The following is a 12,704-nucleotide window of genomic DNA, read 5'->3' as shown; positions in this document are numbered from 1 at the left end:
GACCGCTCGGTTGGTCACCTCGAGGCGCCAGCGCTCACTCGCACGGCCCCACATGCTCGAACGGCTCGCTGACCTGCCCGCAGCCCTCCACGGTCTCCCCCGCGCAGCTGCAGTACTCCTCGGCACACGGCGGCGGGGTGCCCAAGCACTCGACGAAGGGCGGCGGCTCGCCGCAGCCCGGCGTCCACGGGGTAAACGGGAGTAGCGGGCTCACCGCGCCGGGCGACCCCGTTGAAAATCCAGGCCTGCAAAGTCGGGGTGCTGTGCAAGCCTGGCAAGCTGCTGATGCTGAACACAGGCCAACGCACGCGTGGCGACATGCAGCGTTGAGTTGCTGCGGGCTTCGAGCTCGAACGCGAGGGCGTGCCGACGTCGAAGCGGCGCGTGGTGAAGGGCCTGCTCGAGCACGGCCGCGTCCAGCACACGGCCACCCAAATAGCGCAGACTTGGATCGAATTGCGTCTCGCGGCCTCGCCACCAGTCCGCGATCGCCTGGGGGTCTGGCACGGGCAACAGCGCCTCCGGAGAGAGCGTGAGGTCCATGTCGAGGTTCTCCGCTTGCAGTGGGGGAAGCCCAATCTCGGGGTCGTCTGTTGGCGCCGGGTCACGCCAAAACTGCTCGTCGTCCGTCGGGAGCCCCGCGATCGCGCACACCACTTCAGCCGCGAGCGGGCCCCATTCGTCGTCCTCGAGCAAGGGCATGCATTGATGAACCGCGGCGAGCGACCCCGTGAAGCCTGCGGCCCACAGGGCGTCCGCGCGGTGGGTGGGGTCCTCCACGAGCGCGACCACGCGGGCTCGTGCTGCGTCATCTCCCAGGCACGCGACCCGGACGAGCGCCTGCCGCCGAGCAGCGGACTCGTGGTCGGTGAATGCCCAGTACACGCTCGACTCCCACGCTCCGGTCACGCCACGCAGCAGCGCGGTCTGAAGCGCCGCGTCTCGCACAGACGCGTCTTCGTGTTGCGCGAGCGCGCCGATGATCGAGAGCGCGCGCGGGTCAGGGCTGAAGCGGGCCAGTCGCGCCACCGCAAGGGCGGTCTGCTCGTCTTCCGAATTGCCCAAATTTCCAAGTTCGCCCCACGGCTGCACAGCGACCCGCCGCCGCGCGAGCAGCTTCAGCAACCCCGCCCGCGCGCGGCCAGGATCGCTGCGTAGCACTCGGACCAACGCGGCGTCGAGATCGTCGTTGTCGCGCAGCTCGAGCCCGCGAACGAGGCCGAGCACCTGGTCCTGTGCCTCCGCGATACCCAGCGCTTCGAGCGTTGGAGCCAGGTCCTGACAGGACAACACCGCAACCGCGACGCGCTCGGTCGAGCCGTTGGGGTCTCGAGTCGCAGGCACCAGCAACTGTTGGGCAACCGCAGGGCCCCCGATCGCGAGCGCGTCGACGTGGGCGAGCAAGCGCTGCTCGGGCCCGGCAGCGAGGTCGCCAAGGGTGAAGTCCGGCGAGTCGAGGGCGTCTTCCCACATCTCGAAGGCAAACTGGGCCTCGTCGAGATGCGTGGACTCGATCTCCCACAAGATCTCGGACGCTCCTGGGATGAACTCGCTCGGCACGGCCACGACCCTAGCAGATCCAGGATGGTCAGGTGCTCACGAATCGCGAAGCGCTCCGGGCTGGTGCGGCTTGGATGGACGCCCGCTTTTGGTTCGCGGGTGACGATCATTGCGCCGAATGGAGCGCGCACGCGTCCATTCACTTGTCGTCGATCCGCCCACACAGCGGACATTCAACCGTGGGTTCCAAAACAGGGAGCGCTTGGGTCGAGCAAACCCGCTCCCCAGTGTGGCCGGATGGCGTCCGATAACGAGCACCCGTCGCGCTTCGATCGAGCCGACGATCCATCACGTTTGAAACGCCCTGCTCTGCTGCCACATTTCGTGTATGCTCGAGTCTAGCTGTTTGTCCACCCAAGCTGAATACCGCCAGGAGAACCCACAATGTATCTACTCAATCTAATGTTCTCGGTTGCCTACGCTACCTTGGGGTGGATGGGCGTCCCCGCCGTCCCCGCCCAGTCAACGGTGACCAGTAACTGTGCCTACGTCGACTTCGGCCCAACTCACCAGTGCGAAGGCGTCGTCGAAGATTGGCGATCGTATCGGGCGCTGCAAGACGAGCACATCCTCGAAGGAACCTTCACCCTGCCCGAAGTCTGGCAGGAGTTCTTCGCGGCCGATGTCGATCAGATCTCGTTCAGCCCGGGGGATGCACCGGCTCTCACGCAGGGCAGCGAGGCGGTTCGGCTCGCTTCCGAGCAACTGGGCCAAGTCCCCGTCGTGGATGTGATCGACCACTTCACCCACGTGCACGTCATCGACAAGCACACCCTCGCGGAGACCTTCGACTCGACGCTGGTCACCGAGGATTCGTTTCCGTTCAATGTGAGGATGAGCGGCACCGAGATCGCCCATCGCAAAGGTGGACAGGAGGATTGGAAAGAGGACCTGATCGCGGTCAATGTGGCCTTTGTGCCGAAGGAGTAGTATCGAGGGCGTTCGACGCGAGCCAGGCACGCCCTCCCAACCGGGTCGTCGACGGGCCCCCACCGGACGGTCTGGTGGAGTATCCTCTGCCCGTGAGGCCCCTCATCGTCTTTCGACGACCGTCGCCACTCCCCATTTTCGACAGCCAAGTTCCGCGAGTTGGCAGAACAGCTCTCTCCCGTGCAGCCACCCCTTCGGGGACTTCGCGGTACCCAATGCGCTGTCCGAGCGGTTCGAACTCGATCTCTGGTTCGAGGGGGAAGGCTGGACTGCCGAGTACGAGCGCGGGCGGCCGGTGAGGGGTGCATTCGCCACTTCTGGTCATCCTGGGAGCGGAACCCGTGTCCGCTTCACGCCGGATCCCACGATCTTCTCGAGTGTCGACTTCGACGTAGAGCGACTCGCGGCGCGATTGGACGAGCTGGCGGCTCTGCACGCGGGTATCGCCGTTGGCATAAACGCTGACGGCCTGTCCCGTAGCTGGCGGCGTCCGGGAGGTCTCGGCGACTGGATCTCCGAGTGGGACCCCACGCCAACGGAGGGAACATGTGTCTTTCACGGGGTGCTGAACACGGGAGCGATCGGCTGTGAGGTCGCCTGGCGTTGGGCCGACCGGGGGGAATCAAGGGTCCGCTCGTGGGTGAACGCGGTCGAGACCAAAGATGGCGGCTCACACGCGAAGGCATTTCTGAGGAACGTTCGGGTTCGGGCGGCCGGCGAAGGCAAGGTGCTTGTCGGCGCAGTGCACGTGGAGCTGCGGCATCCGCGCCCCGCGTCCCCCATCAAGTCGGAGCTGGATGTGCCCGAGGTCGGCGAGTTCGTGAAGGCGGCGGTTCACGCTGCGCGCCTGGACTTGCCCGGCTAGGGTGTCGGTGGTGGTGTCTGCGGTGCCAGGCACCGCTGAATTCCCTCGCCGCAAAAAGCCGCGAACATGTCGTGACAGTGGCCGCACCGGACCCTGCCAACGCTCGCGCGGGTGTATGCTGTCCACCGATGGCCTACGACTTCTTCTTCACCTTGCCCAGCCAGCTCGGCCGCCGGCTGTCGATGATCGACCCGCTCGGTTTTCGCGGAGCAGCAAGTCACTACCTGCAGCGCCTCGCGCCCGGCTTCACGGGCCGGGTCCGCGGGCGCACATGGTTCCCGATCTTGTGTTGGGCTGCAAAGATCGTGGAAGACGACGAGGTCCAGGGGCGGACCGCGAGCGCCGAAGATCCGCGCACACGGGTGAGGGCCCGGCGTGCGGCGATAGGCAGCCTCGAGCGCGCGATGAGAGTCGGCGCGATGCTCAGCGCGACGATCGAGGACGCCCCATATTGGCGCTACGGGAACCGCCCGCAATGGTTCGAGCGCCACCGACGTCAGCAGCTTGGGACCAAGTACGCGTCGCCCGAGCCGCCCTTCTTTGCCTCGCGCGCCTCGGAGCTGGCCAACAACGCGCTTGGCTGCCTGCGTCGTTCGCTCGAGCGACACGCGTTGATGACCCCAAGTGAGGGGCGGCTCAGTGGCACTCATACGCAGATCATCCCCACGGATCGCTACCGCCTGACCGATCGTGGACGCCTCCTCGCCGACGCCTACGAGGCCGACCTCAAGCGCAACAAGATCACGCTCGGCACCTTGAAAGACTGGGGCCTGTTCCCCGATCGGCTCGGGCGCAGGTTCAACAACGACAGCAACCGCGAGGCAGCCGCCCGGCGGATCGCCGAGGCGATCCCGGTCACTAACACAGGCGCGTTTGATAGCGATCGATTCGCGTCCAGCGCGACGATCATGGACACACTGTTTCAGGTGGACGCCGATCCGCTATTCTTTGGTCACAGGAGCTCTGGTCCCCTCCCGGCAGTGGTCCGTGCGTTCTCCGAGCACCCCGAAACTCACCCTCTAGACGCCCTCGCCTCGACCACGGTCACGGGCGACTTTTGGGATCAACGGCGCGGCGCGGCGGCCCACGCTGCGTCGGTGCTGATGGGGCGCCCAACCCCCGAGCGCCCGGCGCTGTTCGAGATCCTGGGTTCGTGTTTTGTCGAGGGGATGCGCGCAGCGTTTCCAAATCAGCAACTCGACGCCCCCCGCTTCACCGAGCAATTCGGCAAGTTCGCTCCACCGGGGATGGCGCGACAGTACGAGCGAGGGCGCTCGGATTACCTGACCGCGCTCGAGCGGCTCGCCATACTCGAGCAGCAGCCTGAGAACGGCTACAGCCCTCGGGTCGAGCAGCTGCCTGGCTCGGGCGTGTCGCACTTCGACGGATGGATCAAACAAACGACTCGGCTCGATCTTGGTGCGCTGCTCGAGCTGCACGAGACCTTGCCGCGCTTTGGCGGCGGCCGCGTACTGCCGCTCGTCGAACGGGACGCGGGAGCGGCCTACCTCGAAGGTCCGTTCGCGTGGGGTGCGGTCGCGTGCCCGATGGGGGACGAACTGGCCGAGAACGAGTCCGACATCAGCGACACGCAAGACGCATTGGCGAGCGCCGACCAAGTCGACGCCGAGGCTGAGGAGACCGAGGAGACGGCTGGTCGCATGCTGATCACCGACTACTGGTGGGCCGCCAAGATCGCGGGTGATGTAATCCTCGGGAGGCCGCGATGACGGGCTACGCCAACCTCGGAAAAGCTCGGGATCTACGTGAGGTCATCCGCCTCGACGATGTTCGTGAGGACGAGGGACATGTGCAAGTGGAGGCGGTCGTGTTCACGACTCACGACTTGAATCTTCGCTTCGTGCTGACCGAGCTCCTGCCGGGCTTCTTGTCAGTCCCCGACGCCGTGCCCCCAGGGCTCGGGCCCGGCCATCGGAGCTACCGCGCCGCGATGATCGACCTCCCACACACGGCGCTGGTGTACGCCCCAGAGGCATCGCACGATTGCGCCACGCCATGGCGGCCCACATCATTGCACGTTTGCCCCTACCACGGCTCACGGCGCCAACACACCAAGCTCGCGGTGCTTCTCTATGTCGTCAATGGCCATTCTCGAGTTCGTTTGGTCGCGTCATCGGCGAACCTTACCCGCCGAGGCTTTGCCACCAACCTCGAAGCCGCGGCGTACGAGGACTACGATGTCCGTGGACCGCACACCAACTTTCCATCGCTCGTCGAACTGCGAGAGCTACTGACCACGATCGCCGCTGATTCGAACCTCGAACGCAGCCGCGCATACAAGGCGATGCTCGACGTACTGCCCACGCGCCGCAGTCACAAAACACAGCAGGATCTCCACTTCGTGCACACGGCCGATCCCGACCAGTTTCAGCGTAAGGTCGGCTCCTGGTTCCAAGGGAAGCCAGACAACGCTCGAGAGTTGGTCCGCAGGCTGGTCGTGTCCCCATTTTTCTCTGCGCGAGGACCGAAGCTGCGCAAATTCGCCGAGCGCAAGTTGGGCTGGGCACGCGAGCACCTGCGGCCGATCGACTTGATCCTCGATGGTCGGCAGCAGGGCAACGAGCACGATCTCCAAAGCGGCGCTTCGTTCTCGACGCCCCCGCGCTGGCTGCATGAATTGCGAGCGGAGGGCTCGGGCAGCTTCCGTCCGGCCGTCATCACGCGGACTGGCACCGAACACACGCCGCGCGGCTCGGGTCAGCATGGTCGGCCGTTGCACGCAAAGATCATCGGCGCCGCTTGGCGACGAAAGCGGGCGAAGATCCCAAGGCATATATGGCGACTGTTGATCGGCAGCTCGAACTTCAGCGAGGGCGGACTCGGCCTCGCCGGGGCACAGTCGAGCCTCGAGGCCGGGTTCCTCATCGAGTACGAGGAGCAGGTCGAGCATGATATTTTTGGGCCTCGAAAACCCCTCGCGGCAGCGCTATGCGTACCGTGTTCGGTCGTCGAGGCCCCCGCAGATCGGCTCGGTGCTGATCTCAGCAAGGAGTTCGGGCTCACGGCATTGGCCAAGCGCTGGCTGAAAGCGCTCGATCACGCGAAGGTGCAGGTCGAGCGCGCCGATGGACGCTTCGTGGTCAGCATCCAATTCGACTCGGCCCCAGACGGACCCGTGTCGTTGCGTCTGGCAGACGAGGTATTCGCCCTCGCTGGCGTGGCCGGGAACTACCAAGTCACCGTCGACACATTGAGTCCATACTTCATCGCGGTCGAGCTCGAGCAGCGCAGCTTCGCGTGGCCGCTCCCGGGGGACATCGCCGGGGTCTGGTCAGAGCTGCTGGCGTCCGCGGCGGGGCGGCGCCGCGTCGATCGCTTGCTCGAGTTCTGGCTCGCGGCGAGCAGCAGCCGCGAAGACCCGGATGACGAGGATCTCGACGACGGCCTGACCGCCGCAGGGACCACGCCCGACTCGGACACCGAGGCGCCGCTCGGATCGTGGCGGCTCAATCGGCTCATGCTTGGTCTTCGGCGCCGCCTCGCAGAGTCGGTCGAGGGCATTCCACCGCGCTTGCCCAGCGCCCACGCCTTGCTCGGTAGCGTGCGCGTCCAAGAGCTGTTGCAGCTCGCTGTGGAGATCACTGCGGACGCAGATCTCCTGTACTTCGGGACCATGGTGCGGGCCGCGTTGCTCGGCTACCACGCCGCCAGCGTCAAGGGCAGGGTCAAGTGGGCGGAGCTGTCGTCGCCGCCGGTCGGGGTCTGGGAGGACGAGGCGTGGCAGGCCTTCGAGACCCGACTCGCGGCGTGCCGGAAGTCCTCCGCTCACCCAACGTTGGAGGCCCTCGACGACGCCGCGAGTGTCATCTTCGAATCAGTCCGGGAAGGCGATCTCGTCGAATGACAGACCAAAGCGCGAATCCATGGCGCGAGCTGACCGTGGCCGCACGCGAGCGACTCGATCAACACATTCGAGTCGAAACCCCCAGCCAGCCGGGGCTGCGCGAGTTTCAGCGCGACATCGTGCTCCACCTGCTCTCGCAGCTAGCGACCAGCCCCGGCGCGATCGTTGCCGAACGTACGGGGCGTGGCAAGTCGCAGATCGCCATGGCGTTGATGGCCGTGCTCGCCGGGGCCAAGGCCCACGCCGGTCGCGGGCCACTCAACGTCGGGCTGCTGGCCCCAAATGCCACGGTGCTACACAACTGGATGAGTCCCGAACGAGGTCTCATCCATCGCGCCTTCAGCTCCAACCCCAAGGAACCAACTTACCTGTGGTCGAGCCCCGAACACGCGCTCTCGCACAGTGCGTGGAGCCGCGGCGCGGAGGTGCACCGCGCCGAGGCACAACTGGCCCTGCAGATCTTTGCGACTCACTACACACGCGGCATCACCAACGGGTTTGGTGAGTGGGGCAGCCCCGAGGGCAATCCAACGAAGAAGCGCCGGGATCACGCCAATGCATTCCTTGGCCGGACCCGAATCGAGAGCATCGATCTGCTCATCATCGACGAGGCTCACCAGCTTCGCGGCAGTCACAACACCCGCGCCAGGGCGATCGAGGCCCTGTTCGGTAAACCCGGCGCGCCGCTCCCCGTCCAGCGTGTGCTGATGCTGACCGCTACGCCCTTTCAGCTGCACGCGGCCCCCGAGCTGGCGCGGCTGACTCGCATCCTCCGCTACCCGGCGCAACACGGCGGTATCGACTTCCCTACTGAGCTACTTGCTCAGCTCTCACCCACGGCGATCCAGCGTCGCTTTGACCAGTACGAGGGCGCGCTGAAGAACTGGTTGCGTGAGCGGCTCACCCAGCGCGAGGCTCACGACGCTTTCACGCGCGTGCGAGAGGCCAAGGCGCTGATCGAGGCGCTGCTCAAACCGATCATTGTCCGCGCGGACGATCCAAAGCGCAGGGACTGGCTCCATACACGCTATGGAAAACCGAGTATCAGCGAAGGCACGGCCTTCCCAGATCCATCGCGCGGGCTGATGCTCGACGAGCCAACCGAGCGCTTGCTGTTCCTCGCCTGGGATGGGTCAATCGCGTCCCGCACGACCTTCGTGGCGACCGAACAACAGACCCTGACCTCCTCCGCGAAGGCGCTGCGCAATCGACAGGAACGAGTCGGCAGCTCCGCCGCCGAGAGAGTGCGCACCCCGCTGGCGCCTCAGCGGGTTCAAGCTGCGCTTGCCAAACTGGCGGTGGGCCTGACTCCGGGCGTCGACCTCGACCACGTCAAGGTCCGCGCAACCGCCGACGCCGTGGTCGCGCGCCTATCTGGACCCACGCCCAAGCCAGTGCTGGTGTTTGTAGAGCGTACCGCCACGCTCGACGAATTGTCTGCGCAGATCGAGGCCAAGCTCGATGGTCGAGGCCAAGTGAAGGTCATCGACGGAGGCACGGACCAAAACCAACGAGACGAGCACGTCCGCGGTTTCCAAACCAACCTCGTCCACGCGCTGCTTGTATCGAAGGTCGCCGAGATGGGGCTCGACATCGACGGCCCCGAGGACAAAGACGACATCTGGCTCATCCATCATGACTTCCCTTGGAATCCAGCGATGGTCGAACAGCGCAATGGACGAGTCGCCCGACCGGCCAAGGGCGCGCAATCTAATGTTTGGATATTCTATCCCTTCATTCGAGATACCGTTGACGAGCGAATCTTCAAGCGCATGCTGATGCGGCAGGCTTTGGCCGAGGTGTTGCTTGGCACCGACGACATCGCGCGCGCACTTCGGATCGCCGATCACGACACGCTCGCTGGGCTCGACACCAGCCTGCTCGACCCAGAGCTTCTGCGTGAGGTGACGCCTAACCTCGCCCCGGGTCGCTCGCGTTCAGCGCCCGCGCCTGCGCCTGCGCCTCCGCCTGCGCCTCCGAGGATCGATATTGCCGCCGACTCGAACACAGCGCGCCCCCCTTGGTGTGCTCTCGAGTTGTGCGAACTCGTGCAGGCCAGCGGCCCAGTCGTGGACGCACATCTCGATCAACGCCTGGCACGGATCGCACCCGACCTGCCGATTTGGAGCGAAATGGGCGCTTGCTATATTAAGGTTGACTTGCTCGGCCGCAGCCAAACGGTCGCTCTATTCAGGATGATGAATCGTGTGGTCTCACTCTCCCTTGCCGACGCCCGCTTTGCACCCGAAAAGGGGATCGATGTGTTGCGTTGGAACGCCGTACCGGGGGTCGCCGGATTGGCGACCCTCCCGGGCCGTGACGGGGCGCTCGCTCTCGTCGCGCGTGCTGCCAATCTCGCATCATCAATGAGCGACGGCGAACTGCGACGGCTGTTGTTGGAGACCGCAAGGCGGGCGGATGCTTGGGAGCGCACGAGCTACGAGGAGGACCGATGGTGATGATCCCCGACATCGATGCCCCTATCGATGAGCTCGAACGCGCCATCGACCAGCGGCTGCGAGAGTGGGTCGGCCCACAGATCGAGCACAACCGCTTTCGTTGGTCGTGGTCAACGCCGCAGGGGTTGCTGTTCGCGGTGCTCGAGGTCCCCGCTGCATCCGAGCAGCAGCCCGACGCAGAGCCGACCCTCGAGTTGCTCCGCGTACTTCGAGATCTGGGGCATAGCGGCACGCTCGCGCCTGACGACGCGATCACGGTGCTAGCCGCCGGCGCCACGCTGTTCCACGCGCGGATCTGCATCGGGCCGGACCCAGGCGGGAGCCGGCGTATCGCGCTGCTCTTGCAGGGCACGCTGTACCTCGGGGATCTCCAACGCGAAGAGTTTGACGCGCTCGTCCGGGAACTCAGCGATGGTCTGCACTCTCTCAGTCCGCGCCGCCGTACAACCTCAGCACGATAGGACGCCGCTGCAGCCGATCCCCCGCTCGAGTTTGATCGGGTGTTGAGCCTCCGCGCCCTCTGTCCTCGATGCTGGAGGGTCCCGTGGCAAGGGTGTCGTCGCCGTGGCACTGCCTGCGCGTCAGACCAGGCGGATGTTGAGCCCACGCCTGAATCGAACGACTGCGGGGCTGCCGGTTACGACGCTGGCGGCGAGACCGAATCGATAGGATTGCCCTCCCGACCGCGAAGGGGATAAAGTAGCGCCTCTCAGGGGTCTCGAGCGATGAAATCAAAGAACGCAAAGCGCTACAGCTATGCCGCGGTCATGAAGGAGCTCGAGGCGGGCGGGTCGGCCGCGCGCATCGCTCTCTGTAAACGCCTTGGACTCGACGGACCTACCTTCGGCACGAGCTACGCGGCGCTCAAGGCCCTCGACAAGAAGGTCGCGGACGATACTGAGCTCGCGCTGAAGCTGTGGGCCTCCGGCAATCACGATGCTCGTGTGTTCGCCTGCTGGATCGTCGAGGAGAAGTCGATCACCATGAAGCTGCTCGACACCTGGGCAAAGGACACCTCCTCTCGGGCCCTGGGCCTCGAACTCGCCACGCTCACCGCCTTCAGCCGCCACGCGTCACGCCAATCCAGGAAGTGGCGCAAGGCGAAGGACGACGTGCGCTGCGGCATGGGCTGGATCGTCGTTGGCCTCCTCGCCACGCAGCCGGACCGGTCCGCCGAGGAGGGCGGAATCACCGACGACGAGCTGCGGGTCTGCCTCGAGGAGATCGAGGCCAAGATCCACAGCGCCCAAAACGGGACCAAGTCGAACATGAACAGTGCGCTCATCGGCATCGGCTGCCGCATGAGCACCTCGAAGGCGGCGCTCGCTGTGGCCAAGCGGGTTGGCAAGGTCGATGTCGACCAGGGTAATCGCTCATGCAAGACGCGAGTGCCCCTCGACGAGATCAAGAAGACGATTGCGCACTATGAGAAGAAGGGCAAAACGCCGGCCGAGGGTGCCGCGGGTCTGCGACGTCGTCACTGCTAGGCTGTTGACGGGATCGGCGAGACCGACCTCTGCGGCGTCTGGCGCAAGCACCTCGGCCGCAGGACGACGAAGACCGAGACCGGTGACCCGACCGTGCCCGCTGGCGAGGCTCGCCAGCACATCCAGCAACACCGAGAAGAATGATGTCCGATTATCTGAAGACTGCAATCGTCACCGCCAGCGTCCCCATGAACGACGGTCGCACCATGCTGGCTGACGCCATCGATCTGCTCACTGAGCGGTACGAGTTTGGCTTTCGGGGCTACGGCGGCGCGGCGCGACTCTGCTTTGATGGCGACAAACTCGTTGACGAGTTGTGTCTCGATGGATTTCCGACAATCGATAGCCTCGGGCGAGCGACTCTCGAACAGCTCGTGAATCAACACCGCTGGTTGAGCTTGACGGGGAGCTTTCGGTTCGAGGGAGCCCGGCGTCTGTTCGACATCAACCTCGCGCTCTACCCCACCTTTGACCCCGAACGACCCGTTTGCCTGATTAGCCACTTGGATGCCTCGCTCTACAAGGACCTCCGGGATGATGATTGGCACCGCCTCAACCACGACGCGGCTGATCGAATGCGGAGTTTGGGCATTTCACTGGGTGGGCACGATCTCACGGACGGGTTCAATGCCCAAAACCTCGAGTCGTTCCACGACGTCGTCACGTTCGATGGGGCCGCTCTGAAGGAGGCGCTCCTGCATCCTGCCTCGGTCCGCGCGGCCTACAAGGGGGGTGTCATCACGCCGGGCACCATTTGTGGCATCAAGAAGGCGTTGCTGACGCTGGATCAACTGCGCCCGATCTGGGGCCCCGCAGAGTATTTCGAGACGATCAGAGGACATTCGATACTCAGCAGTATGATAGACTACGAGTTCGACGACGACGACGACGACGACGCGGTCTCGTAGTCCCGGGCTCCATCTCGGTACGTGACGATCAGCCGCGCCGACGGGACCTACGTCAACAAGCTCACCCGTCTGGCCAACCTCGACGTGCTGGTGCTCGACGACTTCTTGATCTCACCGCTGAAGGATGTCGAGTGTCCCGGAATGGTCTCCGTTCCTCCAAGCGTGGGAGCTCACCCATGGTACTGAGGACCGAGAAGCCAGTGACGGTCTCCAGCACGGGGAGGTTCCACACCTTTCGGATCTCGGTTGGCGAGGCAAGCTCGCGCTTGATGCCGGTGACGAGACCTGCGAACGGAGCCGCGAGCACCGCGTCGAGGGTCGAGACCGGCTCAGGGTGCAACAACAAGGCACGAAGTTGAGCCGCCTCCAGGATTGGAACCTCGTCGAGAGACGGCAAGCGGTCAGTGATGAAGCCGTCGACAAGATCGTTAGCACCCAAGGCGACGGACAGCGCAACTAGACGCTCCGCTGCGTGGGCGTAAAATCGGTTGAACTGGCGACCGTACACATCCTCGAGAAACCCAGAGTCGAGGTGAAACAGCACACACGCTGGCTGGGCAGGATCAAAGGTCGGGTGTTCGACGTCAATTAAATTTGCCGGTCAGCGACATTTACTTTTGCCGGTGCGGG

The 12,704-nt window shown here is 64.8% G+C and carries 11 protein-coding genes; 9 read left to right on the top strand and 2 right to left on the bottom strand.

Annotation, left to right across the window (positions count from 1 at the left end):
* Positions 1-34: 34 nt before the first annotated feature.
* Complete coding sequence (locus DB30_RS21100) at positions 35-214, bottom strand: hypothetical protein (RefSeq protein ID WP_052551782.1); 180 nt, start codon at positions 212-214, stop codon at positions 35-37.
* Positions 211-1,560, bottom strand: coding sequence for a hypothetical protein (locus tag DB30_RS21095; protein WP_146659909.1), 1,350 nt, complete (start codon positions 1,558-1,560; stop codon positions 211-213). Before DB30_RS21095 ends, DB30_RS21100 begins: the two co-directional genes overlap by 4 nt.
* A 435-nt stretch (positions 1,561-1,995) precedes the next feature.
* Here DB30_RS21095 and DB30_RS21090 point away from each other — a divergent pair, with 435 nt between their 5' ends.
* From DB30_RS21090 to DB30_RS21050, 9 genes are all read left to right on the top strand, one after another.
* The gene (locus tag DB30_RS21090) at positions 1,996-2,490 is read left to right on the top strand and encodes a hypothetical protein (RefSeq protein ID WP_052551778.1); all 495 of its coding nucleotides are present in this window, start codon (positions 1,996-1,998) and stop codon (positions 2,488-2,490) included.
* Positions 2,465-3,355: a DNA topoisomerase IV subunit B family protein gene (locus DB30_RS42815; protein ID WP_146659907.1), complete on the top strand. Its 891-nt coding sequence runs from the start codon at positions 2,465-2,467 to the stop codon at positions 3,353-3,355. The genes DB30_RS21090 and DB30_RS42815 overlap by 26 nt, the downstream gene beginning before the upstream one ends.
* 128 nt (positions 3,356-3,483) lie before the next feature.
* The gene (locus DB30_RS21080) at positions 3,484-5,085 is read left to right on the top strand and encodes a hypothetical protein (protein WP_052551775.1); all 1,602 of its coding nucleotides are present in this window, start codon (positions 3,484-3,486) and stop codon (positions 5,083-5,085) included.
* A complete protein-coding gene (locus DB30_RS21075) occupies positions 5,082-7,220 on the top strand; it encodes a phospholipase D-like domain-containing protein (RefSeq protein WP_052551773.1) in 2,139 nt (712 codons plus the stop codon). The genes DB30_RS21080 and DB30_RS21075 overlap by 4 nt, the downstream gene beginning before the upstream one ends.
* The gene (locus tag DB30_RS21070; RefSeq protein WP_052551771.1) at positions 7,217-9,679 is read left to right on the top strand and encodes a helicase-related protein; all 2,463 of its coding nucleotides are present in this window, start codon (positions 7,217-7,219) and stop codon (positions 9,677-9,679) included. Before DB30_RS21075 ends, DB30_RS21070 begins: the two co-directional genes overlap by 4 nt.
* On the top strand, positions 9,673-10,140 hold the full coding sequence (locus DB30_RS21065; RefSeq protein WP_052551770.1) for a hypothetical protein: 468 nt from the start codon (positions 9,673-9,675) through the stop codon (positions 10,138-10,140). The genes DB30_RS21070 and DB30_RS21065 overlap by 7 nt, the downstream gene beginning before the upstream one ends.
* A 306-nt stretch (positions 10,141-10,446) precedes the next feature.
* Positions 10,447-11,166 (top strand): DNA alkylation repair protein, encoded by a 720-nt coding sequence (locus DB30_RS21060; protein ID WP_165703865.1) that lies wholly within the window; start codon positions 10,447-10,449, stop codon positions 11,164-11,166.
* Between the two features lie 143 nt (positions 11,167-11,309).
* Positions 11,310-12,074 (top strand): hypothetical protein, encoded by a 765-nt coding sequence (locus tag DB30_RS21055; RefSeq protein ID WP_146659904.1) that lies wholly within the window; start codon positions 11,310-11,312, stop codon positions 12,072-12,074.
* Between the two features lie 21 nt (positions 12,075-12,095).
* The gene (locus tag DB30_RS21050; RefSeq protein WP_153258380.1) at positions 12,096-12,260 is read left to right on the top strand and encodes a hypothetical protein; all 165 of its coding nucleotides are present in this window, start codon (positions 12,096-12,098) and stop codon (positions 12,258-12,260) included.
* Positions 12,261-12,704 lie beyond the last annotated feature (444 nt).

Source organism: Enhygromyxa salina (assembly GCF_000737335.2).
GTDB lineage: Bacteria > Myxococcota_A > Polyangia > Nannocystales > Nannocystaceae > Plesiocystis > Plesiocystis salina_C.
The sequence above is the reverse complement of the archived record's forward strand: the minus strand, read 5'-3'. Positions and strand labels throughout refer to the sequence as shown.